The organism is uncultured Gimesia sp., from assembly GCF_937919775.1.
Lineage (GTDB): Bacteria > Planctomycetota > Planctomycetia > Planctomycetales > Planctomycetaceae > Gimesia.
In genome coordinates this window covers 1-3,723 of the sequence record NZ_CALFPF010000506.1, presented here as the reverse complement: position 1 = coordinate 3,723, position 3,723 = coordinate 1, and the positions used below count along the sequence as shown (strand labels likewise).

Below are 3,723 nucleotides of genomic sequence, written 5' to 3'. Positions count from 1 at the left end.
AGGCATCGGTGACTGTTCCCGATGGCACACCGGAAGATATTACGGTGAGTGCAGTGCGAAAAGTGGAAGCGGGATTCTGGCGTGTGGCGGAGCGGCTTAAGTCTGAAGCGGGAGAGATCGCGCGGATGGCCTATATTACAGTGGGAACCCAGACGGGTAATGCAGGTCCGGGGCGATCCTCGACTTCGAATACCGACAGCAGCCATCTCGGTGGTGTGGAAGTGGAACTGGTCGATCCTGCTCTGCGATCGTATCGCAGTGATCAAATCTCAGCGGCATGGCGGGAAGAGGTGGGCGATATCCCGGGAGTCGAAGCACTCACATTCGGTGCCAGTTTTTCCGGCCCGGGTGGTTCTCCGATCGAATTCAGACTCACTGCCAACCGGGACGGCATTCCTCATCTGACGGAGGCGATTGAGCGCTGCAAAGCAAAACTGGCGGAATACCCAGGAGTATTTGACATCGCCGATGATTCCTCTCCAGGAAAATGGGAATTCCGGATTCGTATGAAAGAGAGGGCGCTGGCTACTGGAGTCAGCGCTGCCGACCTGGCTGAAACCGTGCGTGCCACCTATTACGGTCAGGAAGTCATGCGACTGCAGCGAGGCCGTCATGAAGTGCGGTTGATGGTTCGGTATCCACGCGAGGATCGCCAGTCGATTGCCGAATTTAGAGATTTGCGTATCCGCACCGACGATGGTAGTGAGAGGCCTTTGAGTGAACTTGCACAGATCGAGGTTGTGCGCGGCTATTCGAAGATTAACAGAATCGATCAGCAGCGCTGCATTACCATTACCGCAGATGTAGAGGAATCGTCTGGCAACGCACGTGAAGTCGTTACTGACCTGAAAGAAAGCTTTCTTCCCCAGGTACTGGCAGATTATCCAGGTGTTCGTGTTCGCTGGGGGGGACAGCAGGAGCAGGAATCCCAGTCATTCCAGAGCATGTTTGCAGGGTTTGGAGTCGCCTTGCTGGCCATGTTTGTTTTACTCGCATTTGAATTCAAGTCGTACATCCAACCGTTAATCATTCTGATCATCATCCCTTTCGGTCTGGTAGGTGCCATCGTAGGGCATGCGTTACTTGGTTTGCCGCTGACAATTTTCAGTATTTTTGGCCTGGTTGCCTTATCTGGTATCGTGATCAATGATTCCATTGTGCTTGTTGATTTCATCAATCATCTGCGAACATCCGGTGTGAGTGATAGCGATGCCTTACTGCAAGCCGGTCAGCGCCGGTTTCGTCCGGTGCTGCTGACAACATTAACCACCGTCGGCGGCCTGACTCCCATTCTGCTGGAGAAATCCTTTCAGGCGCAAATGCTGATTCCAATGGCCACCAGTGTCGCTTTTGGAGAAATCTTTGCCACCATTCTGGTTCTGTTTCTTGTGCCTGTGCTGTATTCCTATTATCTGAAAATCGCAAATTATTCTCTGTTCCTCTCACAGGAAATCGAGTCCCCAATCCAGAGCGTTGATCATCAAATGGTGAAATCCTGACAAGGTGGCGTCAGCGAACTAAGCAATGATGAGTATGTCAGCAAGAAGCAGGCTGGGTAGTGTCCAGGTTTACTGTAGCGTCTCCAGGGCCATTCGGGCCGAGTAAAGTAGAACGAAAGACGCGATGGTTAAATGGGACGCGCTCTAATATACTCACGCCACATGTTGGCTGGAAACAAGAGGGGTTTCGCAGGCGACTGTGGAATACGAACGACCTAGATTTGAAAGGGATCATACCCTACCACACCGACTGCAATTCGCCGTCTTTCAAACTCACTTCGGTTGCATCAACTTTGGCAGCTTGAAGGTCGATCTGAACTCGCTTCGGTGAATCGACCGTTGCGTCAAACCGAGCGAACGATGTGTCCGAGAATCGTTCGGCGTCTTCGCCGGTAAACTGGATACGCTTGATGGAGATATGAATGCCTTTGCACACGGTCGTGGTAAAACACAATTCTCGAATGCCGCTTTCGTTGCCACGCCCATCGGTCTGCGTACCATCGTTTACTCTTCGCTGGGAGCCGGCTTCCTCATTATGCGGGAAGGTGAGCCGCTCTTTACCTTCACGGTGATCAACTCCACCGATACTTCCCGGACCAGTGGCTTTGATGAACTGTTTGCCAACGGTGCTTCTGTCATTCCTGAACTGCGACTTCCCACAAATCTCTTTGGTCGCTCCGGGCATTTTCTGTTCGGAGCCAGCTGGAGCAGCCGTGATTATGCGGCTCTTGAGCAAGACCCATTTATCGTACTGCCTGATATTCCCATCAGCCGTAAAACCGATTCCTGGTCACTCTACTGGAACTTCGATCAATATCTGTTTGTTGATCCCTTGGATCCGGCGCGAGGCTGGGGTGTCTTTGGTCGTGCCGGCATTGCTGATGCAGACACTAACCCGATTGAGTGGTTTCTCAGCTTCGGGGTGGGAGGCAACAGCCCGATGGTAAGTCGACCGTGAGTGTGGATTTCGACTACCAGGGATCTGAGGGAGAAGTCGGTAAGGGAGCCGCGATCACACTCAAAGTGAATGGCCAGACCGTGGGCAATGGAAAAATGAAAGCCACCGTCCCAGGACGTTTCGGCATTGACACCTTCGGCATCGGAGAAGACAGCGGTCAACCGGTCACAACCGACTATAAGCCCCCGTTCAAATTCACTGGCGAAATCAGCAAAGTGACCATCGAGTCAAGATAACAGAACAATCACCTGTTCTCAGACTGGATCGAATCTAGGAACTCTTTGAAAGCGCTTCTTACTCTGACGGCAGTTGCTGTCACGTTATCCACTGGATCACTCTGGTCCGTTATTCTGTATTGTCTGTGTAAATTACAACCCGCTGGGCCGCCCAGAATCGCTTCTCTTGCCCTCCTGACTTCGAGCGTGGTTATTGTGTGGGGCCATTGTCTCGCATCCAGCTCCAAAATCTCCGGCATCGCTTCGTCGGTTTCGTCAGCCAGTCTCGGGCCTTAAATCGAGGAACGCCACATTGAATCGCAACATCAATATTATCTGCTGATCGAACGAGGTCTTTCAGTCGATGGTCATGGATGCGTTGCCTGCGAGTGCTTATGGTCATGGCCTGATTTTTGTAAATCAGTTCACCCATGGCAAGAGATCAACGGTATATCACTACGCGTGGGGGTGAGAACTCAGGCGAAAATGACTGAATTGTGATGACAGATTGCATTGCAAATATCCATGGTGTTGCGTCCCCGTTTCGGATAACATTATGGAGTCAGGTCCTGGCTCTTGATTAAGTTCTGTGCGTATTGAAAATACTATAAGCTGCTTACTGAAGCGATTTTCGAACGCCGAGACTTTTAAGAGAATTCTAAGTTCCTTTTGTTATTGAACTGACTGCTAGCATGAACAAGACAATCAATCGCCGCCGATTCATTATTCGATCCGTTGCCGGATCTCTTGCTTTACCTGGACTGCCATCTCTGATGACTGGCTCGCTTGCTGGGAATTCAGCAATAACCGAGTCTCGCGGGGCAGGTGCGGGGGCTCAAAGGTTTGTCGCCGTCGGTAACTTACTCGGTTTTCAACAGAAGCATTTTTTCCCTGAGAAAACAGGCAAAGCGTTTGAAGAGACGACGCTGCTCAAACCTCTCGCAGAGAATCGTAATCAGCTCACGGTCTATCGCGGACTCGATCATGGACTTCGCGGTGGTCACTTTGCCGTGCATACGTTTCTGTCGGGTTTGCTCCATCACGAGTCCAA

General features: G+C 51.4%; 4 protein-coding genes. All 4 read left to right on the top strand.

The window, feature by feature from the left end; translation table 11 throughout:
• On the top strand, positions 1–1,499 hold a 1,499-nt coding region (locus Q0294_RS14430), incomplete at its 5' end, for an efflux RND transporter permease subunit (protein ID WP_299466755.1).
• 418 nt (positions 1,500–1,917) lie between these two features.
• The gene (locus tag Q0294_RS14425) at positions 1,918–2,457 is read left to right on the top strand and encodes a carbohydrate porin (RefSeq protein ID WP_299466752.1); all 540 of its coding nucleotides are present in this window, start codon (positions 1,918–1,920) and stop codon (positions 2,455–2,457) included.
• Positions 2,454–2,693, top strand: a complete 240-nt coding sequence (locus Q0294_RS14420) for a hypothetical protein (RefSeq protein WP_299466750.1) — start codon at positions 2,454–2,456, stop codon at positions 2,691–2,693. The genes Q0294_RS14425 and Q0294_RS14420 overlap by 4 nt, the downstream gene beginning before the upstream one ends.
• Positions 2,694–3,364: 671 nt before the next feature.
• Positions 3,365–3,723: DUF1552 domain-containing protein (locus Q0294_RS14415; protein WP_366917978.1), on the top strand; the 359-nt coding region annotated here is incomplete at its 3' end.